The sequence below is a fragment of the Pseudomonas sp. FW305-3-2-15-E-TSA4 genome (assembly GCF_058787295.1).
Window position 1 is genome coordinate 268,401 of record NZ_JBYSZP010000001.1, and the last position, 20,338, is coordinate 288,738.

The 20,338-nt window shown below is 60.9% G+C and carries 20 protein-coding genes; 11 read left to right on the plus strand and 9 right to left on the minus strand.

The features are described 5' to 3' along the window. The first annotated feature begins 111 nt into the window (after nt 1–111). From adk to AC3WMV_RS01270, 6 genes are all read left to right on the plus strand, one after another. A complete protein-coding gene (adk, locus tag AC3WMV_RS01245) occupies nt 112–759 on the plus strand; it encodes an adenylate kinase (protein WP_003222067.1) in 648 nt (215 codons plus the stop codon). 93 nt (nt 760–852) lie between these two features. Then, nucleotides 853–1,527, plus strand: a complete 675-nt coding sequence (tsaB, locus tag AC3WMV_RS01250) for a tRNA (adenosine(37)-N6)-threonylcarbamoyltransferase complex dimerization subunit type 1 TsaB (protein WP_103368433.1) — start codon at nt 853–855, stop codon at nt 1,525–1,527. 285 nt (nt 1,528–1,812) lie between these two features. After that, nucleotides 1,813–2,121 carry a hypothetical protein gene (locus AC3WMV_RS01255; protein WP_003222071.1) on the plus strand — a complete coding sequence of 103 codons (309 nt, stop codon included), beginning with the start codon at nt 1,813–1,815 and terminating at the stop codon, nt 2,119–2,121. Beyond that, nucleotides 2,121–2,981 carry a DUF72 domain-containing protein gene (locus AC3WMV_RS01260; protein WP_103368432.1) on the plus strand — a complete coding sequence of 287 codons (861 nt, stop codon included), beginning with the start codon at nt 2,121–2,123 and terminating at the stop codon, nt 2,979–2,981. The genes AC3WMV_RS01255 and AC3WMV_RS01260 overlap by 1 nt, the downstream gene beginning before the upstream one ends. A gap of 33 nt (nt 2,982–3,014) precedes the next feature. Continuing rightward, complete coding sequence (locus tag AC3WMV_RS01265; protein ID WP_103368431.1) at nt 3,015–3,851, plus strand: isocitrate lyase/PEP mutase family protein; 837 nt, start codon at nt 3,015–3,017, stop codon at nt 3,849–3,851. A gap of 2 nt (nt 3,852–3,853) precedes the next feature. Next, nucleotides 3,854–4,546: an extensin-like domain-containing protein gene (locus AC3WMV_RS01270; RefSeq protein WP_103368430.1), complete on the plus strand. Its 693-nt coding sequence runs from the start codon at nt 3,854–3,856 to the stop codon at nt 4,544–4,546. Nucleotides 4,547–4,550: 4 nt separating this feature from the next. On the opposite strand, the gene AC3WMV_RS01275 is transcribed toward AC3WMV_RS01270, so the two are convergent. Further along, a complete protein-coding gene (locus AC3WMV_RS01275; RefSeq protein ID WP_103368459.1) occupies nt 4,551–5,171 on the minus strand; it encodes an energy transducer TonB in 621 nt (206 codons plus the stop codon). A 93-nt stretch (nt 5,172–5,264) separates the two neighbouring features. Here AC3WMV_RS01275 and AC3WMV_RS01280 point away from each other — a divergent pair, with 93 nt between their 5' ends. Next, on the plus strand, nt 5,265–6,047 hold the full coding sequence (locus tag AC3WMV_RS01280) for a class I SAM-dependent methyltransferase (protein ID WP_103368429.1): 783 nt from the start codon (nt 5,265–5,267) through the stop codon (nt 6,045–6,047). A gap of 105 nt (nt 6,048–6,152) precedes the next feature. Here AC3WMV_RS01280 and AC3WMV_RS01285 read toward each other — a convergent pair whose 3' ends face one another. Continuing rightward, a complete protein-coding gene (locus AC3WMV_RS01285) occupies nt 6,153–6,788 on the minus strand; it encodes a TetR/AcrR family transcriptional regulator (protein ID WP_103368428.1) in 636 nt (211 codons plus the stop codon). Between the two features lie 94 nt (nt 6,789–6,882). On the opposite strand from AC3WMV_RS01285, the gene AC3WMV_RS01290 reads away from it, so the two are divergent. The 3 genes from AC3WMV_RS01290 to AC3WMV_RS01300 all read left to right on the plus strand — a co-directional run bounded on the left by AC3WMV_RS01290 (nt 6,883) and on the right by AC3WMV_RS01300 (nt 12,666). Beyond that, nucleotides 6,883–7,983, plus strand: a complete 1,101-nt coding sequence (locus AC3WMV_RS01290) for an efflux RND transporter periplasmic adaptor subunit (protein ID WP_103368427.1) — start codon at nt 6,883–6,885, stop codon at nt 7,981–7,983. A gap of 6 nt (nt 7,984–7,989) precedes the next feature. After that, nucleotides 7,990–11,058: an efflux RND transporter permease subunit gene (locus AC3WMV_RS01295; protein ID WP_103368426.1), complete on the plus strand. Its 3,069-nt coding sequence runs from the start codon at nt 7,990–7,992 to the stop codon at nt 11,056–11,058. Between the two features lie 1,212 nt (nt 11,059–12,270). Then, complete coding sequence (locus AC3WMV_RS01300) at nt 12,271–12,666, plus strand: DUF6124 family protein (RefSeq protein WP_103368424.1); 396 nt, start codon at nt 12,271–12,273, stop codon at nt 12,664–12,666. 63 nt (nt 12,667–12,729) lie between these two features. On the opposite strand, the gene AC3WMV_RS01305 is transcribed toward AC3WMV_RS01300, so the two are convergent. From AC3WMV_RS01305 to plsB, 4 genes are all read right to left on the minus strand, one after another. Further along, complete coding sequence (locus AC3WMV_RS01305) at nt 12,730–13,419, minus strand: DUF4197 domain-containing protein (RefSeq protein ID WP_103368423.1); 690 nt, start codon at nt 13,417–13,419, stop codon at nt 12,730–12,732. Nucleotides 13,420–13,440: 21 nt separating this feature from the next. Further along, on the minus strand, nt 13,441–13,839 hold the full coding sequence (locus tag AC3WMV_RS01310) for a YbaY family lipoprotein (protein ID WP_003222082.1): 399 nt from the start codon (nt 13,837–13,839) through the stop codon (nt 13,441–13,443). A gap of 50 nt (nt 13,840–13,889) precedes the next feature. Next, nucleotides 13,890–14,576 (minus strand): hypothetical protein, encoded by a 687-nt coding sequence (locus AC3WMV_RS01315; RefSeq protein ID WP_103368422.1) that lies wholly within the window; start codon nt 14,574–14,576, stop codon nt 13,890–13,892. A gap of 97 nt (nt 14,577–14,673) precedes the next feature. Continuing rightward, a complete protein-coding gene (gene plsB, locus AC3WMV_RS01320) occupies nt 14,674–17,172 on the minus strand; it encodes a glycerol-3-phosphate 1-O-acyltransferase PlsB (protein WP_097086427.1) in 2,499 nt (832 codons plus the stop codon). Between the two features lie 237 nt (nt 17,173–17,409). On the opposite strand from plsB, the gene AC3WMV_RS01325 reads away from it, so the two are divergent. Further along, the gene (locus AC3WMV_RS01325; protein WP_016771489.1) at nt 17,410–17,619 is read left to right on the plus strand and encodes a cold-shock protein; all 210 of its coding nucleotides are present in this window, start codon (nt 17,410–17,412) and stop codon (nt 17,617–17,619) included. 140 nt (nt 17,620–17,759) lie between these two features. Here AC3WMV_RS01325 and AC3WMV_RS01330 read toward each other — a convergent pair whose 3' ends face one another. The 3 genes from AC3WMV_RS01330 to dapE form a co-directional block, all read right to left on the minus strand. Beyond that, a complete protein-coding gene (locus tag AC3WMV_RS01330; protein WP_007964251.1) occupies nt 17,760–18,137 on the minus strand; it encodes a hypothetical protein in 378 nt (125 codons plus the stop codon). Nucleotides 18,138–18,212: 75 nt separating this feature from the next. Next, nucleotides 18,213–19,022, minus strand: a complete 810-nt coding sequence (locus AC3WMV_RS01335; RefSeq protein ID WP_103368421.1) for a putative RNA methyltransferase — start codon at nt 19,020–19,022, stop codon at nt 18,213–18,215. Then, nucleotides 19,022–20,173 (minus strand): succinyl-diaminopimelate desuccinylase, encoded by a 1,152-nt coding sequence (gene dapE, locus AC3WMV_RS01340; RefSeq protein ID WP_103368420.1) that lies wholly within the window; start codon nt 20,171–20,173, stop codon nt 19,022–19,024. Before dapE ends, AC3WMV_RS01335 begins: the two co-directional genes overlap by 1 nt. Between the last annotated feature and the right edge of the window lie 165 nt (nt 20,174–20,338).

The following is a 20,338-nucleotide window of genomic DNA, read 5'->3' on the forward strand; positions in this document are numbered from 1 at the left end:
TGTATCTTGATCAGCCTTTGGCCGTTTGTGCGGCCACGACCCGTTTTTTTGAGATTGGCCCAAAGAGGCGAATCCCGTTGTTTTCTATATAAAAAATTGAGGAGCACATCGATGCGCGTCATTCTGCTGGGAGCTCCCGGGGCCGGTAAAGGTACTCAGGCTAAGTTCATCACCGAGAAATTCGGCATTCCGCAAATCTCCACCGGCGACATGCTGCGTGCAGCGGTCAAGGCTGGCACTCCGCTGGGCGTTCAAGCCAAGAGCATCATGGATGCCGGCGGCCTGGTGTCGGATGACCTGATCATCGCGCTGGTGCAGGATCGCATCGCTCAACCAGACTGCGCCAACGGCTTTCTGTTCGACGGTTTCCCGCGCACCATTCCACAGGCCGAAGCGCTGGTAACTGCCGGTGTCGAGCTGGACGCCGTGGTTGAAATCGCTGTTGAAGACGAAGAAATCGTTCAGCGTATCGCCGGTCGTCGCGTTCACGAGGCCAGTGGCCGCGTTTACCACATCGTCTACAACCCGCCGAAAGTGGCTGGCAAAGACGACGTTACCGGCGACGATCTGGTGCAGCGCAAGGACGACACCGAAGAAACCGTGCGTCATCGCCTGTCGGTCTACCATTCGCAGACCAAGCCGCTGGTGGATTTCTACCAGAAGCTCTCCGCTGCCAACGGCAAGCCGAAGTACAGCCATATTCCGGGCGTAGGTTCGGTTGAAGCGATCACCGCCAAGGTGCTCGAAGCGCTGAGCTGAAAAAGCTGATCGGCTGCATCATCCACGGCCCGCTTGCGGGCCGTAGTTGTTTATACTGACGCACTTTTTCCCCCACCTGTTTTGGATACATCGATGAGCACCTTGCTGGCCCTGGACACCGCGACCGAAGCTTGCTCCGTTGCCTTGCTGCATGACGGCAAGGTCACGAGCCATTACGAGGTGATCCCGCGTCTGCACGCGCAGAAGCTGCTGCCGATGATCCAGCAACTGCTGGCCGATGCCGGCACCACGCTGCAAGCGGTGGACGCCATCGCGTTCGGTCGTGGGCCGGGTGCGTTTACCGGTGTGCGGATTGCCATCGGCGTGGTGCAGGGGCTGGCGTTCGCGCTGGATCGTCCGGTGCTGCCGGTGTCCAACCTCGCCGTCCTGGCGCAACGTGCATATCGCGAACACGGCGTGAGCCAGGTCGCAGCGGCTATCGATGCGCGGATGGATGAAGTGTATTGGGGCTGCTACCGCGAGACGGCTGGCGAGATGCGTCTGGTCGGCGTCGAGGCGGTACTGCCGCCGGAAGTGGCAGCGCTGCCGGGCGATGCCAGCGGTGAGTGGTTCGGTGCAGGTACCGGTTGGGGCTATGGCGAGCGGATCGCGGTCAACCTCACCGGCTCCGATGCCGGCATGCTGCCTCACGCCGAAGACCTGCTGACCCTGGCGCGGTTTGCCTGGGAACGCGGCGAGTCGATCCCTGCCGATGATGCGCAACCGGTTTACCTGCGCGACAAAGTCGCCACCCCCAAGGCTCGCTGAGGCCTGACTTCTGGCGGGGAAGCTTCTGTGGTGAGGGGATTTATCCCCGATGGGTCGCGAAGCGGCCCCAAAATCGGCGACTGCTTCGCAGCCGATCGGGGATAAATCCCCTCACCACAAAAGCCCTCCACAAACTCCGTGTCTTATTCCAAATTCTGCCAATCGTCAGTTTCCAACCCCGCGCTTTAAACCTTTTGCGCTTTATGTGTTCTAGTTATCACTCGGCAATTTGCTAAGTCGGTCAAGTGCCGCTAAATTGCCATCATCGATACCGAGCATGAAATTATGCGTATAGACGGCCTCTCCTCTCAGTCCTACCCCATCAAGCGCAAGCCTCGCAAAGGCAATGTGGCGCTGGATGAATCCGTCGACGATATCGACGGCGAGCTGGAATTCCCGACTGAAGAGCAACTGGCCGCCCGCGCTGCCAAAGCCTCCGCACAACGCCTGGCCAATCTGCCCGCCCGTCAGCAAGACATGATTTATCACCGTGCCATGAGCAAAAGCGTAGCGATGGCCTTGGCCAGCTACCTGAGCACCGCCGGTTTTGTCGATTGGGATGCGGATGTGCTGGGCCTCGACCTGTACATCTGATGGATCTGCCTTACTATCTCGGTTGTCCGTCTTGGAGTGAAAACGCCTGGCGCGAGTATCTGTACCCCGAAGACGCCAAGACTTCCGACTTCCTCGCTCTCTACTCCCAAGTATTCAATGCCGTCGAAGGCAACACGACCTTCTACGCCAGCCCCTCGCCGGCCACCGTGCAGCGCTGGGCCGAGACCATGCCCGAACACTTTCGCTTCACTGCCAAGTTTCCCGGCGACATCAGCCACAGCGGTGATCTGCGCGATCAACTGACCGCCGCCGAAACCTTCGTAAACCTCCTCAGCCCGCTCGGCGAACGTGTTTCGCCGCTGTGGCTGCAATTGTCGAAAAGCTTCACCCCGCATCGACTGCCGGAGCTGACCGCGTTCATCGACGCGCTGGACCGGCCACTGGCGGTGGAAGTGCGCCACGAGCAGTTCTTCGCCAAGGGCGAGAGCGAGCGTCTGCTCAATCGCCTGCTGCTCGACCGTGGCGTGGAGCGCATCTGCCTCGATCCACGGGCGCTGTTCAGTTGCCTGTCGACCGAGTCTTCGGTGATCCACGCGCAATCGAAAAAGCCCCGGGTGCCGACGCGGCCGGCGGCGTTTACCCAGTTCCCGCAGGTGCGCTTCATCGGCCACCCGGAGCTGGAAGCCAACGATCCGTTTCTGGTGCCGTGGGTGGCGAAAATCGCCGAGTGGATCGAAGAGGGCCGCACGCCGTACATCTTCCTGCACACCGCCGACAACGTCATGGCGGCGAAGCTGGCGCAACGTTTTCACGCACAATTGATGCAACGTTTGCCTGGCCTGCCATCCCTGCCTGAGCTATACAGAGAACCCGCCGCCGAGCAACTCGGCTTGCTCTGAAGGCGGATTTTTCCCCTGCCCAGGAGCCTGCCGATGGACGCCCACGCCCTTCAAGAACAAACCCGCAAAGCCCAGGCCTTCAAGGCCCTGCATGAAGGTGCGGGGATTTTCGTGATTCCCAACCCGTGGGATGCCGGCTCGGCGAAGATGCTCGCCAGTCTGGGCTATCAGGCACTGGCAACCACCAGTGCCGGTTACGCGTTTTCCCAGGGCAAGGCCGATGGCGCCTTGAGTCTCGATGACACCCTGGCCAACGTCCGGTCGATTGTCGCGGCGACCGATCTGCCAGTGGCGGTGGATCTGGAAAACGGTTTCGCCGATGACCCGGCCGAGTGCGCCAAAAGCTTGCTGCGTGCGGCCGAGGCCGGCGCGGTGGGTGGTTCGATCGAGGACGCCACGGGCCGTGCCGACGCACCGATCTACTGCTTCGAACACGCCGTGGCACGCATCGAAGCCGCCGTCGCTGCGGTGCGCACGCTGCCATTTCCCTTCATCTTGACCGCCCGCGCGGAAAACTACCTGCACGGCAATCCCGATCTCAACGACACCATTCGCCGCCTGCAAGCCTTTGCCGAGGCGGGCGCCGACGTGCTGTATGCGCCGGGTTTGCGTAGCGCCGAAGAGGTGTTGGCGGTGGTGCGCGCGGTGGCGCCAAAACCGGTCAACGTGCTCATGTCCGGCGGTTTGAAACTGACCGTACAGGAGTTGGAAGAAATGGGTGTACGCAGGATCAGCACCGGCTCGGCGCTGGCCTTGGCAGCGTTCGGCGAGTTCTTCCGCGCGGCTGAAGAGATCCAGCAGCACGGCACCTTCGGCTTCACTGCGCAATCGATGCCGTACGCCAAGGCCAATCAGTTTTTCAAAGGCTGAGCATGGGTCGCTGGATCGCGCTGTCGTTACTGCTGATCATCGCGGGTGCCGTGCTCAGCGTCTGGCGCGGCTGGCTCGACGTCCCGGCCGAGTGGAACCCGTGGGCGCCGCTGGACGTGAAGGCCGCGCCGAACTGGTTGACCGGTTTCAAGCTGATGCGCCTGCGCGGCAATCCCGAATTATGCTCACAAGTCCTGAGCAACTCGGGTCTGCGCGTCACCGCGCAAGCCGACAGTCCCGATGCCAAGTGCCCGCTGATCGGCACCGTGCGCGTGCAGGGCGGCGAGGTGGCGCTGAGCAGCAGCTTCCTCGCCAGTTGCCCGCTGGCGGTGGCTTACGCGATGTTTGAACGGCATAGCCTGCAACCCGCCGCGCAATCTGTTTACGGGCAGAGGGTGGCGCGGCTTGATCACCTCGGCAGCTTTGCCTGTCGCAATGTCTATAACCGCGAGAGCGGGGCGCTTAGCCGGCATGCCAGTGCCGATGCGCTGGACATCAGCGGTTTTCGGCTGGCGGACGGGCGCAGCATCAGCGTGCTCAAGGACTGGCCGAAGCAGAATCAGGATGCGCAGTTTCTGCGGCAGGTGCGCGATGGCGCCTGTGAGGCGTTCAGTGTGGTCTTGAGTCCGGATTACAACGCCGCCCACCGCAATCACTTTCATGTCGATGTCGGGCGCTGGAGCGTGTGTCGCTGAGGGATCAGGCGGCGAGGCGCAGGTTCTGCAACACGATCGGGCGCGCCCAACCGTTATCGAAGTCCAAAGCCTTCTGCTGCTCGACGATTTCTTCCGGCGGGAACGGCGGATAAGGTTTTTGCAGCAGATCGAGGTCGAATTCGGCAATTGGCAGGTACAGCGGCTTCTTCTGCGGCGCCGGGCCAGGCTCGGGAAGCGGCTGACCATTGTTGATCACGATTGGACGGACCCAGCTGCTGTCGAAGTCCTGCTGCTCTTGCTGAGCCTTGAGTTCTTCTGGCGGGAACGGTGGGAACGGCTTGTCCAGCAGATCGGTTTCGAACTCGGCGATCGGCAGGAACAGCGGCTCCGGCGGACGCACTTCGGTGTCGACCACGTCGCACTGACGCTGCTCGACGATGTGCGCGTGCAGCTCGCTGCCCAGGGTAGGTTCTTCCGGGCTGTTCAGGTCAACCGGTGGAAAGGTGCCACAGGCCGGCACCACATCACTCGTCTGTTCGGCCAGAGCCTGGGCAAAGAAATCCTGCCACAGGTGACTGACGCCGCCCAATGCTTGAGTGTTATGACGGCTGAAGTCGCCCTTGGGCGAAATGTAGCCAATCGATGTGGGAAGAATGCCTGACATTTTTTTCGGTTGACGCTCAGCTCTGGCAAAATGCGCGTTGATTGGTTTATCGGCCACTTTTTGCCGATCCTTAACTTTTTTGAGCGTGTTTTCATGATTGAGCAACCCGCGGCCTGCCGCATCCATGTCCAGGCCCTCGGCCCGACGTTTGAAGCGCAAGCCGAGCAGTGGGCCGAGCGTCTGGGCCTGCCGCTGCAGGTGGACGGCGGCGAGTTCGCCTTGCAGGTCGGCGAGCAGGGTTTGCAGCTGCAGCAGCTCGGCCCGGATGCACCAGGGCCGGTGCGGGTGGACTTTGTCGAGGGTGGCGCGGCGCATCGGCGTCTGTACGGTGGCGGCAGCGGGCAGATGATCGCCAAGGCGGTCGGCATCGCTCAAGGCGTGCGCCCACGGGTGCTGGACGCCACGGCGGGGCTGGGCAAGGATGCGTTCGTGCTGGCCAGTCTGGGTTGCGAGATGAGCCTGATCGAGCGTCAGCCGTTGATCGGCGCGTTGCTGGAGGATGGTCTGGCGCGGGCGGCGGAAGATTTCGATGTGGCGCCGATTGTCGCGCGGATGAAGCTGCTCAAGGGCAACTCGATCGAGGTCATGCGCAACTGGGAGGGCGAGCCGCCGCAGGTGATCTACCTCGACCCGATGTTCCCGCACCGCGAGAAAACCGCGCTGGTGAAGAAGGAAATGCGCCTGTTCCGGCCACTGGTCGGGGATGATCCGGATGCGCCGGCATTGCTCGAAGCGGCGCTGGCGTTGGCGACGCACCGGGTGGTGGTCAAGCGCCCACGCAAGGCACCGTGCATCGAGGGGCCGAAGCCGAGCCATGCGCTGGATGGCAAGTCGAGCCGGTATGACATCTACCCGAAGAAAGCACTCAAACCCTGAGACCGCGTCGCCGCCTTCGCGAGCAGGCTCGCTCCCACATTGGAATGCATTTCAAATGTGGGAGCGAGCCTGCTCGCGAAGGGGGGTAGACCAATCACCAGGTCTCTAGGGTCTGTAAGCCCGCATGAACAACCCCACTACCTCCTGCACATGACTCTCTGAGGCCTCTTCGCTCAGCGGCTCACCGCAGCAATACAGCAAACGAAAATTCCCTGCGCCCTTGATCAGGCAGAAGAAATGCTCGGCCGCATTACGCGGCAGGTCGATGCTCAGCGCGCCGGTCTCGTCGATGCGTTTCAGCAGCCGCTCCATGCCTTGCACCATGCGCTCGGGGCCGGCCTCGAAGAAAATCTGTGACAGCTTCGGATCCTGCGTGCCCAGCGCCATCATCAAACGGTGCAGATTCACCGACTCGTCGCTGTTGATCAGCTGATGAAAGCCTCGGGCAATGTTCAGCAACACATTTTCCACGGGGATTCCGGCGGGCAATTCGAAGAACAGCGGCGGCAACTGCTCCTCGCATTTGGCCATCACTGCGGAGGAGAACAGCGTCTCCTTGTCGTTGAAGTGGCTGTAAACCGTCAGTTTCGACACGCCAGCCTCAGCGGCGACTGCGTCCATGCTGGTGTTGGCGTAGCCGTGACTCAGAAACAGGGTTTTCGCCGCGTCGAGGATCGCCCGGCGCTTGGCCGGATCCTTCGGACGGCCCGGGCCGTTTGGAGCTGCAAGATTGTTCGACATTCTTCGCTTTTAATACTGGACTGGTGAGTTTGCTATTAATACCATACCGGCCAGTATAAATATTCCAAGCACCATTAGCGAAAGGTCCGTCACCATGTTCCGCCATGCGTTGTCGTTTGCCGTGCCAGTCAGCCTGGCTGTTTTATTGTCCGCATGCGGTCAGGAAGAGGCGACGCAAGTCAGCATTCGACCGGCCATGGTGGTGCAGCCAGAGCCTTCAGCGCAGGCGATGGAAAGTTATCCGGGCGAGGTGCGCGCCCGTTACGAACCGGATCTGGCATTCCGCATTGGCGGCAAAGTCAGCCGACGACTGGTCGAGGAAGGCCAGCGCGTCAAGGCCGATCAGCCACTGGCCGAGCTCGATCCGCAGGATGTGCGCCTGCAACTGGAAGCCACCCGCGCACAGGTCGCCGCCGCTGAAGCCAATCTGAATCTGGTACGCGCCGAGCGTGACCGCTACAAAACCTTGATGGAGCGGCAGATGGTCAGTCGTTCGGCCTACGACAACGCAGAAAACCTCTACCGTTCCGGCGAGGCGCGCCTCAAGCAGATCAAGGCCGAATTCAACGTCTCGACCAACCAGGCCAGTTACGCCGTGTTGCGCGCGCCGCAGGACGGCGTGGTGGCCAAGCGTTCGGTGGAAGTCGGGCAAGTGGTTGCCGCCGGGCAAACCGTGTTCACCCTCGCCACCGATGGCGAGCGTGAAGTGTCGATCAGCCTGCCGGAGCAGAGCTTCGGACGGTTCAAGGTCGGCCAGCCAGTCACCGTTGAACTGTGGACCCAACAGAACCAGCGCTTCGCCGGGCAGATTCGTGAACTGTCGCCGGCAGCCGACCCGAAATCCCGCACCTTCGCCGCGCGCATCTCGTTCACCAGCGGCAAAGTCCCGGCTGAGCTCGGGCAGAGCGCCCGGGTGTTCGTGCAATTGGCGGATGCTGTGCCGCTGTCGGTGCCGCTTTCGGCCCTGACTGCCGAGAACGGCGCGACCTACGTCTGGGTCGTCAACGCCAACAACACCTTGAAAAAGACCCCGGTGCGCATCGGCCCGTTCGGCGAGAAAAGCGTGCCGGTGCTCGAAGGCCTGAATGCCAGCGACTGGGTGGTGGCCGCCGGTGTTCACGTATTGCTCGAAGGTCAGCAGGTGCGGCCTGTGGATCGCTCCAACCGAGTGGTCAATCTGGCGGACAAGGAGTAAGTCCCGATGCGCTTCAACCTTTCCGAATGGGCGCTGCGTAATCGCCAGATCGTACTGTTCCTGATGCTTTTGCTGGCCATCGTCGGTGCCTTGTCCTACACCAAGCTCGGCCAGAGCGAAGACCCGCCGTTCACCTTCAAGGCCATGGTCATTCAGACCCGCTGGCCGGGGGCGACCGCGCAGGAAGTCTCGCGCCAGGTCACCGAACGCATCGAAAAGAAACTGATGGAAACCGGCGAGTACGAACGCATCGTGTCGTTCTCCCGCCCGGGTGAGTCGCAGGTCACGTTTATTGCCCGCGATTCGATGCATTCCAAGGAAATCCCCGACCTCTGGTACCAGGTGCGCAAGAAGGTCAGTGACATTCGTCAGACCTTGCCGCCGGATATTCAGGGGCCATTCTTCAACGATGAATTCGGCACTACGTTCGGCAACATCTATGCGCTGACCGGCGACGGTTTTGACTACGCGGTGCTCAAGGATTACGCCGACCGTATCCAGATTCAGCTGCAACGAGTCAAAGATGTCGGCAAGGTCGATCTGCTCGGTTTGCAGGACGAGAAGATTTGGGTCGAGTTGTCCAACGTCAAACTCGCCACCCTCGGTTTGCCACTGGCGGCCGTGCAGCAAGCGCTGCAAGAGCAGAACGCGGTGTCCACCGCCGGGTTCTTTGAAACCGGCAACGAGCGTGTGCAACTGCGGGTCTCGGGGAATTTTCAGACGGTCGAGGAGATCAAGAACTTCCCGATCCGCGTCGGTGACCGGACGTTCCGCATCTCCGATGTCGCCGATGTGCATCGCGGTTTCAACGATCCACCGGCGCCGCGCATGCGCTTCATGGGTGAAGATGCCATTGGCCTCGCAGTAGCGATGAAGGACGGCGGCGACATTCTGGTGCTGGGCAAAGCGCTGGAAGGCGAGTTCTCGCGCCTGCAGAAAAACCTCCCGGCCGGCATGCAACTGCGCAAGGTGTCCGACCAACCGGCGGCGGTGAAAACCGGTGTGGGCGAGTTTGTCCAGGTGCTGGTCGAGGCGCTGGCAATCGTGTTGCTGGTGAGCTTCTTCTCCCTTGGCGTGCGCACCGGGATGGTGGTCGCGCTGACCATTCCGCTGGTGCTGGCGATGACCTTCGCCTGCATGTATTACCTGGGTATCGGTCTGCACAAGATCTCGCTCGGCGCGCTGGTGCTGGCGCTGGGCTTGCTGGTGGACGACGCAATCATCGCCGTGGAAATGATGGCGATCAAAATGGAACAGGGCTTCGACAGGATCAAGGCCGCGAGCTACGCCTGGACCAGCACTGCGTTCCCGATGCTTACCGGTACGCTGATTACCGCCGCGGGTTTTCTACCGATCGCCACCGCGCAGTCCGGTACCGGCGAATACACCCGTTCGATCTTTCAGGTGGTGACCATCGCGTTGCTCGCCTCATGGGTGGCGGCGGTGATGTTTGTGCCGTATCTGGGGGAAAAACTCCTGCCGGATCTGGCGAAAATTCATGCGGCCAAACACGGCACAACTGACGGCCAGGCCGACCCGTATGGCACGCCGTTTTATCAACGGGTTCGACGTCTGGTGGAGTGGTGCGTGGCGCACCGCAAAACCGTGATTGTGCTGACAGTGGGGCTGTTTATTGCGTCGGTGATGCTGTTCCGTTTCGTCCCGCAGCAGTTCTTCCCTGCCTCCAATCGACTGGAATTGATGGTCGATCTGAAACTCGCTGAAGGGGCGTCGCTGGCCAACACCACGGCCGAGGTCAAACGCCTGGAGGCGATGCTCAAGGATCACGCCGGCATCGATAACTATGTGGCGTATGTCGGCACCGGTTCGCCGCGCTTCTACCTGCCGCTGGATCAACAACTGCCGGCGGCGAGCTTCGCTCAGTTTGTGGTATTGGCGAAAAACATCGAAGAGCGCGAGACCCTGCGCACCTGGTTGATCGAGACCCTTAACGAGCAATTCCCGACCCTGCGTTCGCGGGTCACGCGTCTGGAAAACGGTCCGCCGGTTGGCTATCCGGTGCAGTTCCGCGTCACCGGTGAGCACATCGAGGAAGTCCGTGCGCTGGCGCGTAAAGTGGCAGCCAAGGTTCGCGAAAACCCGCATGTGGTCAACGTGCACCTGGATTGGGAAGAGCCGAGCAAAGTGGTGTACCTGAACATCGATCAGGATCGTGCGCGGGCGCTCGGTGTGAGCACGGCCAATCTGGCGAAATTCCTCCAGAGTTCGCTGACCGGCTCGAGTGTCAGCCAGTACCGCGAGGACAACGAGTTGATCGAGATTCTGCTGCGCGGCACGGTGCATGAGCGCACCGAGTTGACGTTGCTGCCGAGTCTGGCGGTGCCGACCGATAACGGTCGCAGTGTGGCGCTGTCGCAGATTGCCACGCTGGAATACGGGTTTGAGGAAGGGATCATCTGGCACCGTAATCGTCTGCCGACCGTGACTGTGCGTGCCGACATTTATGGCAAGGAGCAGCCGGCGACGCTGGTCAAGCAGATCGAGCCGACGCTGGATCCGATCCGTGCCGAATTGCCTGACGGGTATCTGCTGGATGTTGGCGGTACGGTTGAAGATTCGGAGCGTGGACAGAAGTCAGTGAATGCCGGGGTGCCGATGTTCATTGTGGTGGTGCTGACGTTGCTGATGGTGCAATTGCGCAGTTTCTCGCGTACGGCGATGGTGTTTCTGACGGCGCCGCTGGGGTTGATCGGGGTGGTGTTGTTTCTGATGGTGTTCCGCCAGCCGTTCGGGTTTGTGGCGATGCTGGGGACGATCGCGCTGTCGGGGATGATCATGCGCAACTCGGTGATTCTGGTGGATCAGATCGAGCAGGATATTGCCTCTGGTCTCAAGCCTTGGCAGGCGATTATCGAGGCGACGGTGCGGCGGTTTCGGCCTATTGTCTTGACGGCTTTGGCGGCGGTGCTGGCGATGATTCCTTTGTCGCGCAGTGTGTTTTTCGGGCCGATGGCGGTGGCGATCATGGGGGGGTTGATTGTGGCTACGGCTTTGACGCTTTTGTTTTTGCCTGCTTTGTATGCGGCCTGGTTCCGAGTGCGTCGCGACGCTTGATGGTTTTGGACTTGGCGGCCTTTGGGCCGACCAGGTTCTTGGGGTTTTGGGTTTATATCCGTTGCTTCGGGTGCTGCGGCTGGCGGTTTCGCCCTTACGGCGAGTCACTTTTGCAGACGCCCAAAAGTAACCAAAACGCTGGGCCCCGGCGTACGGCCCTCGCTTAGGCTCGGGTTCCTTCGTTGCGTGGTTCATCCGGGCGCATCGCCTCCGGTTTGCTTCGCTGCACCTCCTCTCGATGCATTTGGCTACGCCAAACGGTCGCTGCGCTCCCACCCCCGGATAAACCCCTCCACTCAGCCTGCCGAAGGGGCCGGCACGGCAAGATCAAGAGCTGCAGCCGAGCTTGCGCTCATCCTGTTGAGTGGTGAAAAGCATGTGGTCTGTCTGGACTGCTTTGCTTTTCTGTGGGAGCTGGCTTGCCAGCGATGGCGGCCTGACAGCCGACCAGGCTCTAACTGACTCACCCAACCCACTGTAGGAGTGAGCCTGCTCACGATGGCGGCCTGACAGCCGACCAATCTCCAACTGACCGTCCCCAATCCCACTGTGGGAGCTGGCTTGCCAGCGATGGCGGCCTAGTAGCCGACCAATCTCCAACTGCCTGCACCCAATCCAAATGTGGGAGCGGGCTTGCTCGCGAAGGCGGCCTGACAGTCGACCAATCTCCAACTACCTGCACCCAATCCCACTGTAGGAGTGAGCCTGCTCGCGATGGCGGCCTGACAGCCGACCAGTTTCCAACTGCCCACACCCAATCCCACTGTAGGAGTGAGCCTGCTCGCGATGGCGGCCTAGTAGCCGACCACTCTCCAACTGCCTGCACTCAATCCAACTGTGGGAGCGGGCTTGCTCGCGAAGAGGCCCGCCCAGCCACCCAACCTCTCTGGTCTGTTTAAAAATGTTCCAGATAACCAGAACCTTCCCACAAGGTTTTCAGGTTGCCCGTCGGAAGCGCGATCTCTAGCCTGAGTCTGTCGTTGCCAATTCAGCGACCGGGTCTGCAAGCCCGCCGATAGTTTGTTAGGTACTGATCAGCGCCCCTATAATCGTGGCGCTTTTTAGCGGCCATCGTTTTATGGTGGCTGTGTGCGGGATACCTTCGGGTATGCCGAGGGCCTAACAACTCGGTCTTGCAGACCCGTGCACAGCTGCCACCCGTCATCTGCAAGTGATGGTGGTAGCTCCACTTGAATAGTTAGGAGTTCCACCATGTTCAAACACACCCCGAATCCTCCCGAATCCGCACCAGAAGCCACCCCTGGCCGATCAACCGACCCCGTCTCCCCCTACGCCTTCCTCGATTCGCGCAAGCTCCACGACGCAGCCCTGCGTGCGCTCGATCACTACCTCCTGCCCCAGCCTGAAAAACAGCCCAAACCCGTCACTCAGCCCAGCACAATCTTCACTGTTCTCCCCGAAGTCGATTCCGAAACCCTGCTGGCCCATGCCTGTGAAACGCTGGCCTCGGCCAATGTCATGGCCAGTGAGTTGGCGTTTACCCTGAGCGGCCCGACGTGCAGTCAGCTGCTTGGCATTCAGCAGATGATTTCGCTCGCGGAGCTGTCGGTTAACCGCGTCCTCGATCAGGTGGATCCGCAAGGCTGACCCACAATAAAAAGCCCGCTGACCTTCACCGGTTCAGCGGGCTTTTTCGTGCCGCGGCAAAAATTACAAGGTGCCGAACACTTTCTTCGCCAGCCCCGTCGCTGCAGCAGCCGGATTCTTGCGGATGGTTTGTTCCTGTTTGCCGATCATTTCGAACAGGCCATTGAGCGCTTGTTCAGTGACGTAGTTTTCGACGTTGGCGCTTTTCGCATCCACCACGCCCAGGGTCGCGGCCTGGCCGGCGAAGGCGTTGTACTTTTGTGCGACGCCGACTTTGTCGGTGGCTTGTTTGACGATGGGCAGGAACTTGGCGCGGATCTGTTCGCGGCTGGTTTTGTCCAGGTATTGGGTGGCCGAGTCAGTGCCGCCGCTGAGGATGCCTTTGGCGTCGGCCACGGTCATTTTCTTCACGGCGTCGACGAGGATCGGCTGGGCCTGGGTCACGGCGCTTTCTGCGGCCTTGTTCATCGCGGTTTCGAGTTCGTCGACCTGGGCGCCCATGCCGAAGGCTTTCATCTTGCCGGCGACTTTGCCGAGTTTGCCCGGCAGTTCGATTTTCACTTCCGGGTTGTTGCTGAAGCCGCCCGGGGTGCCGAGTTGTTTGACGGCGATTTGCGCGCCTTGGGTCAGGGCGTCCTTGAGGCCGCCGGTGGCGTCTTGTTGCGAGAGGTCGCTGAGCGACAGTGCCAGAGCGCTGGCAGAGATCATCAAGCCCGCGCATAGGCCGGCGAAGCGAAGGGTAGGGCGGAGCATGGCAGCTTCCTTGAAAGACAATTAGCGAATGGCGTCGACGCGGATTTTCAGCGGCTGCGGATCGTTGCCGTCCAGTTGCACGGCGTGGTTTTCGGTGGTAATGAACATCAACTCGCCGTTGACTTCGATGCGCGCGCTGACCGAGTAGCGGTGGCCGGGTTTGACCTGGGCCGGATCGTAACTCAAGTGGAACGGCAGCGGCACCTGGCCTTTGACCGGGCCTTTCTGTTCGTCGAGAACCACCGCCGGTGCGTCGGCCAGCGACACGTCCTGCAGGCTCACGCTCAGGGTCGCGCTTGGTGGCAGGGCGATGCGTTGCAGGTAGAACACTTCGCCGTCGAGGCCGACTTTGCCGGCGGGGGTGGTCGACTGGCAGGCGCTCAACAGGGTGGCTGCGGCGAGAAGGGTGAGTTTTTTCATCGGGACCTCTGAGACGGTTGCGCCGGAAGAATCCCGGCGCCGAAGGAAATCTAGCGGATTTTGGTGCCAGCGTCAGTGAACAAACGTAAGGGTTTTTCCAGCCACTGCATTAATTTCTGAAACGACAGCGCGCGGGTACTGGGCACCGCGGGAGCCAGTTCGACTTGTTCAGGCGAGATCACAAGACGTTGATGGTAGCGGTTTTCAATACCCGTCAGTGCATAGCGTTTACCGGGTATAACGCTGTCAGGATCATATTTCAGATAAAACCCGGAGACTGACTGTTCGTCCTGTTTGACACTTACCAGCTCAACTTCGGGAGACTCTGCTTCATGCAGACTGATGGTGACCGCTTCTTCTGGCGCAACAATTTCGGCTTCTTGAGCCTCGACATATAGAAAACCGATCGGGCTCAGGTGCAGGGTTTGGCGATGGGGAGTGTTGTTGACAGTGACGAAGTAGTCCTGCTCGATCAGCAAGGGTATTTGGTCATGAAGGATCTGCACATTGACTTGGTACCTGACGCCTACATCGCCGTAGTGATGAGGGAAGTCAAATTTCCAGCCGGCGTCGAAGATCGCAGCACGGTGCCAGTCCTTGATGTTTACAGGCGATTGGGAATTGAAAACTTTGACGCTGACAATGGTTTCATTGACACCATCGGCAGGCGCGTGGAATTCGGGCGGTAGACGGAAGTCCAGGATTACTGCGCAAGTTTCTTCGGTTAACAGGCTCATCTCGATATCCGTATCGTGATTGGTGGAGTGAGCCTATTAATCCATGAATCAACTAACGGGGCCATTGAAGTGCGCGCCCGTTAGTTGTCAGCAAGTTTCAGACTTGTGGTGTATCCGCTGTTTCGGCGGCATCTTCACTGCGATGCAAAGCCACCTGACGAATCGACAGACGAATCTCCGCCGGCAACACGCGTTTGGCAGCGCCTTCGGCCAGTTCGCCGAGCAGTTCGTGGTAGCTCAACTTCCCGGCTTCGTCGCGACGCAGCACGTCGAGGTCGAGCAGGGTCTGGATGAAGTGGCGGAACAGGCTCTTGTCGAAGAACTCCGGGGCGTTCAAACCGTGGAGGATCGACAGGCGCTGGGCCATGACCGTGCACAGGTCCTCCAGCTCTTCGGCGCTGATGCTGTTCTGGCCGCTGTTGAGCAGCAGGGACACGGTCATGTAGAAGCGCTGCAGGGTCTGCGCGATGCTTTTCGACAGCAGGGTCAGCAACACAAAGTGCCGCGAACTTGGCGCCGGGCGCATGTACACGTCCTTCTCGAAACGCAGCAGGCCTTGCTCGACGAACGCTTCCAGCCATTGATCGACCACGCCGTCCAGTTCCTCCAGCGACCAGCGAATGAACAGCTCCGCCTGCAGGTACGGATACAGCGCGCGGGTGTAACGCAGGATCTGTTCGCGGCTCATGCGCGAGGTGCTCTGGAAGAAGCTCGCCAGCAGCGCCGGCAAGGCGAAGATGTGCAGCACGTTGTTGCGGTAGTAGGTCATCAGGACAGCGTTCTGCTCGTCCAGATAGAGAATCTTGCCCAGCGCATCGTTCTGCTCGGACAGCAGATCCATGTCCTTCACATGCTCGATCAGCGCGCGACCATCGCCTTCCGGCAGGGTCGTGTGCGGCGAGTAAGGGACTTTGCGCAGCAGCGCCAGATACAGATCCAGCACCCGCGCCATGGCCCGATCGTCCAGTGCCAGGCGGGTGGTCGAGAGCAGCGCCAGCGCCACCAGATTGACCGGGTTGATCGCCGCTGCTTCGTTCAAGTGCTGCGCGACTTTCTCGCCAAGGCGGTTGGTGGTCTCGTTGAGCCACGCCGGTTTGTACTGCGGGCCGAGTTCCTGCTGGCGCCAGTCTGGCTGTTCGCTGTCGAGGAATTCCGCGAGTTTGATCGGCTCGCCGAAGTTCACCGCGACCTGACCGAAGCGCTGCTTGAGCGCGCCGATGACTTTGAAGATGTCGAAGATCGACTCTTTCTTCTTGCTCGCGCCACGCAGTTCGCCGAGGTAGGTGCGGCCTTCCAGCACGCGCTCGTAACCGATGTACACCGGCACGAAAACGATCGGCATCCGCGACGAACGCAGGAAGCTGCGCATCGTGATCGCGAGCATCCCGGTTTTCGGTTGCAGCATGCGCCCGGTGCGCGAGCGGCCGCCCTCGACGAAGTACTCGACCGGGAAACCTTTGGTGAACAGGGTGTGCAGGTATTCGTTGAACACCGAGGTGTACAGCGGATTGCCCTTGAACGTGCGGCGCATGAAGAACGCGCCGCCACGGCGCAGCAGGCTGCCGATCACCGGCATGTTCAGGTTGATTCCGGCGGCGATATGCGGCGGTGTCAGGCCGTTGCGGAACAGCAAGTACGACAGCAACAGATAGTCGATGTGGCTGCGGTGGCACGGCACGTAGATCACTTCGTGACCCTGGGCGACCTTCTGCACGCCTTCGATGTGGTTGACCTTGATCCCGTCGTAGATCTTGTTCCAGAACCAGCTCAGCACCACTTCGAGGAAGCGGATCGCGGTGTAGGTGTAGTCCGAGGCGATCTCGTTGCCGTAGCGCAGGGCCTGGGCCTTGGCTTTTTCCGGGGAGATGTTTTCGCGCTCGGCTTCGTCGAGGATCGCTTGCTTGACCAGCGGCTGGTTGAGCAGGCCTTTGACCAGATTACGACGGTGCGAGATGTCCGGGCCGATGACGGCGGCTTTCAGATTGCGGAAGTGCACGCGCAGGATGCGCTGGGCCATGCGCACGGTGCGTTCGTGGCCCTTGTTGTGCTCGATCAGTTCGCGCAGGTGGATCGGCGCCGAGAACTGCACACGGGTTTTACGCCCCAGGACAATGATGCTCAGCAGCCGGCGCAGGCGCCCGGTGACCGCCCAGCTGTCAGCGAACAGCAGCTTCCATGGGCTGTTTTCGCTGTCCGGCGACTGGCCCCAGAAAACGCTGACCGGAATGATCTGCGCGTCTTCGGCGGCGTTTTGCGTCAGGGCGCTGACCAGTCGGGTCAGGGTCGGCGGCGCACCGCGCTTGTCCTGACGGCCGAGCCAGTCCGGATCTGGCGTCAGATAGAAAAACGCCGCCGGTTCGATCAACGGCCCCACCGACACCGGCAGTACCGGACGCGGCAGACCGGCCTTGGTGCACTCGGTGTCGACCACCGCCAGATCGGTGAGCGAGGGGTTTTGCAGGACGTAGAACACCGGACGACTGCGGTCGAGGTTGAGGGTGAACGACGACTGGTTGATCGTCTCCGAGCGAACCCAGAGGTACAACAGTCGGCGCAAGGTGCCAAACACAAGACGGCGGAACGGGGAACGGGTCATACGGCTTCTGCGTGAGTGAATAAAACCGAGCGTTTGCTCGGGCGGTCGACAGTTTGCCGTATTAGTCGAAAATCGGCAAAAAAGCGGCGAAGTAATCTCCTGTTGAGACTTTTTGCGCCTGTCATATACTCGGCAATCTGTCGCCGGGGCCCTTTATGGACGTCGGGCGCAGGCTGACGTTCCGCAAAGGCTTTCCTGCGAAAAGCCTGTTCAATAATAAAAAAGGAGTATGAACAGATGGCAACACGTGAAACCGGCAATGTGAAGTGGTTCAACGACGCCAAGGGCTACGGCTTCATTCAGCGCGACGACGGGGTGGACGTGTTCGTGCACTACCGCGCGATCCGTGGCGAAGGGCATCGCTCGCTGACTGAAGGTCAGCAGGTTGAGTATGCGGTGATTACTGGCGAGAAGGGATTGCAGGCTGAGGATGTGGTCGGTCTGTAACACAACCCTCCAAAACATCCCAAAACCAATGTGGGAGCGGGCTTGCTCGCGAATACGTCGTGTCATTCAGCACAACTGTAGCTGATACACCGCATTCGCGAGCAAGCCCGCTCCCACATTTGGATATGCGTTGTCCGGGATTACGCGGTTTTCCAAGTGATTTCTTCTTCACCGTCGGCGCTGATGCGAATCCAGCGATCCGCCGTCTCTTCGCCTTCTTCCTCGACCCACGTGCCCGGTGCGCAACGCACTTCGACGTTCAGCGCGGCAAAGGCTGCACGGGCGCAGGCGATGTCGTCGTCCCAAGGGGTCGCATCGCTTTCCAGGTACAAGCTGTTCCATTTGCCCACGGCTTTCGGCAACCAGGTCACCGGGATGTTGCCGGCCTTGCACTTGTAGGTCTGGCCTTTCTGTACCCAGTCGCTGCACGGGCCCAGAGCCTCACCGAGCCAGGCGGAAATTGCCTTGTGGTCGACGTCGGCGTCTTTCAGGTAAATCTCGATATCCGGTTGGCGCATGGATGTCCTCACTGCGGGTCTGAAAAATCCATTCGCGGATTTAGCCGGCCCCGGGCACTTGCCCGAGACCAAAAGTTATTGAAGAACGAAATAATCGTAGCGCATCGACACGGTGGTCACGAACGGCTCGGCCTGTTCGATCACGGCGGTGCGGCGTTCGGCACTGGCGCGCCAGCCGTGGGGCGTCATCGCCAGCAGGTTGGCGCGATCCTCGGGCTTGTCCAGCGTCAGTTTGAATTCCAGGGTTTCGCTGTGCGCCAGCGCCATGCCTTCGGGCACCAGGGCCAGATGCTTGTCGTCGGTGTACTCGCGCACTTCGTCGTACAGGCGTTCGCGCAGTTCCATAAGGTGGCCGCTGGTCGGGCCGACCTTCATCAGGCCGCCGCCAACGCTGAGCAGACGCTTGGCTTCTGCCCAGTCCAGCGGACTGAAAACGCTCGCCAGAAACTGGCAACTGCCCGACGCCAACGGCACGCGGGCCATGCTGGCGATCAACCAGGTGATTACCGGGTTGCGTTTGCAGGCGCGTTTCACCGCCTCGCGGGAGATGTCCAGCGCGTAGCCATCGGCGTCCGGCAGGGCATCGGCAATCTGTGCGGTGTAGTAACCCTCACCGCAACCAATATCGACCCAACGTGCCGGCGTATAACTTGCCGCCAGCTCGGCCAGACGCTTGGCCACCGGCGCGTAATGCCCGGCGTTCAAGAAGTCGCGGCGCGCCTCGACCATCGCCTGATTGTCGCCAGGGTCACGGCTGTTCTTGTGCTGTACCGGCAACAGGTTCAGGTAGCCCTGACGCGCACGGTCGAAGCGGTGGCCGGCGGGGCAGACCACGCCGTTGTCGACGCTGTTCAGCGGTTCACTGCAGATCGGGCACGCGAGCATCAGGCGAGCAACTTGATCAGGGTCTGGTAGTAGATCTCGGTCAGCACGTCGAGATCGGCCGCCAGCACACGTTCGTTGACCTGGTGAATGGTCGCGTTGACCGGGCCCAGCTCAACCACTTGGGTACCCATGGTCGCGATGAAACGGCCGTCGGAGGTACCGCCGCTGGTCGACGCCTTGGTCTCGCGGCCGGTGATGTCCTTGATGCTCGACGACACCGCGTCGAGCAGCGCGCCCGGCTCGGTGAGGAACGGCAGACCGGACAGCGCCCAGTCGATGTGCCAGTCCAGACTGTGTTTGTCGAGGATATCGGCCACGCGTTTCTGCAGGCCTTCGACGGTGGATTCGGTGGAGAAGCGGAAGTTGAACACCGCCACCAGATCACCCGGGATCACGTTGGTCGCGCCGGTGCCCGAGTTGAGGTTGGAAATCTGGAAACTGGTCGGCGGGAAGAAATCGTTGCCGTGATCCCAGTGCTCGGCGGCCAGTTCGGCCAAGGCCGGGGCGGCGAGGTGGATCGGGTTCTTCGCCAGGTGCGGGTAGGCCACGTGACCCTGCACGCCGCGCACGGTGAGCTTGGCGCCCAGCGAGCCGCGACGACCGTTTTTCACCACGTCACCGACCAGCGTGGTGCTCGACGGTTCGCCGACGATGCACCAGTCCAGACGTTCCTTGCGCGCCACCAGACGTTCCACCACCGCTTTGGTGCCGTGGTGCGCCGGGCCTTCTTCGTCGCTGGTGATGAGGAACGCGACCTTGCCCTTGTGGTTCGGGTAGTCGGCGACAAAACGCTCGGCGGCGACGGTCATCGACGCCAGGCTGCCTTTCATGTCCGCCGCGCCGCGACCGCAGAGCATGCCGTGTTCATCGATCACCGCGTTGAACGGGTCGATCTGCCAGGCGGTCACCGGACCGGTCGGCACCACGTCGGTGTGGCCGGCGAAGCACAGCACCGGGCCGTCGTCGTTGCCGTGGGTGGCCCAGAAGTTATCCACGTCCTCGATGCGCATCGGCTCGAGGGTGAAACCGGCATCGCCCAGGCGCTGCATCATCTGCTTCTGGCAATCGGCGTCGACCGGCGTCACGGACGGACGGCGGATCAGGTCGATGGCGAGTTGGAGGGTCGGCGAAAGGTCGGCGTGGGCCGTCATGGAAAACTCCGGAGTCATGAATGTGGGCGCGGACTAACAATGTGGGAGCGAGCCTGCTCGCGAATGCGGTGTGTCAGTCAACATAATCGGTGAATGTTACAAAGCCTTCGCGAGCAGGCTCGCTCCCACAGGGATTAGAGGAGTGCCCCGCAAAATGGCGGTTAT